Source organism: Bartonella sp. CE47NXGY (assembly GCF_042195415.1).
Classification (GTDB): domain Bacteria; phylum Pseudomonadota; class Alphaproteobacteria; order Rhizobiales; family Rhizobiaceae; genus Bartonella.
The window spans coordinates 1-760 of sequence record NZ_JBHIOI010000216.1; the positions used below are offsets into that span (position 1 = coordinate 1).

Here is a 760-nt window from a genome sequence, read left to right on the forward strand (position 1 = left end):
TTAACATATAAAATTATGTTTAATATGCTCTTTGATAAATAATCAATTGACATAAATGCATGGTGTATAGTATCAAGTATCAAGAGGGTATATATGGCAATCGTTAGTTTTAAGCATAAAGGGTTGAAATTATTCTTTGAAAGAGGAGTCTGCAAAGGCATACAACCCGCGCATGCTAAAAAATTAGCAAACATTTTAGTAATTTTAGATACAATATCCGCGCCTGAACAAGTTACTCTTAAATCGTATCGTCTACATGCGCTTACGGGCGATTTAAAAGGTTACTGGTCAATGCGTGTCAATGGAAATTGGCGTGTTACTTTTCGTTTCATTGGGACAGACGTTGAACTGGTTGATTATCAAGATTACCATTGAGTTTTGAGGTGTTATTATGATGTACAATCCTCCACACCCTGGCGGCATTTTGAAAGAAGAATTGCTTGATGAATTAGGGTTAACAGTAACAGAAGCTGCAAATCGTCTTGGCGTTGCACGTTTAACTTTATCCCGCGTCTTAAACTGCCATGCGGCGATTAGTATTAACTTAGCTTTACGGTTAGAAAAAGCGGGTTTAAATGATGCGGAATTCTGGCTTAAATTGCAACAAAAGCATGATTTGTGGCAAGCTCGGCATAACAGCCCAATCCCACATATTTCACCTTTAGAGCAAGTAGGGCATTTTTAGAAAGACTTAGCCCATCTTTCTTCACACCTAGAGGTCATGTTCTTTAAAATCAAGCAGCCCACGATAGTTTTTTAT

The 760-nt window shown here is 37.5% G+C and carries 2 protein-coding genes; both read left to right on the forward strand.

The window, feature by feature from the left end; translation table 11 throughout:
* Positions 1 to 93: 93 nt before the first annotated feature.
* Positions 94 to 375 (forward strand): type II toxin-antitoxin system RelE/ParE family toxin, encoded by a 282-nt coding sequence (locus ACFIL3_RS10740; protein ID WP_252619286.1) that lies wholly within the window; start codon positions 94 to 96, stop codon positions 373 to 375.
* Between the two features lie 16 nt (positions 376 to 391).
* The gene (locus ACFIL3_RS10745; RefSeq protein ID WP_375613679.1) at positions 392 to 685 is read left to right on the forward strand and encodes a HigA family addiction module antitoxin; all 294 of its coding nucleotides are present in this window, start codon (positions 392 to 394) and stop codon (positions 683 to 685) included.
* Positions 686 to 760 lie beyond the last annotated feature (75 nt).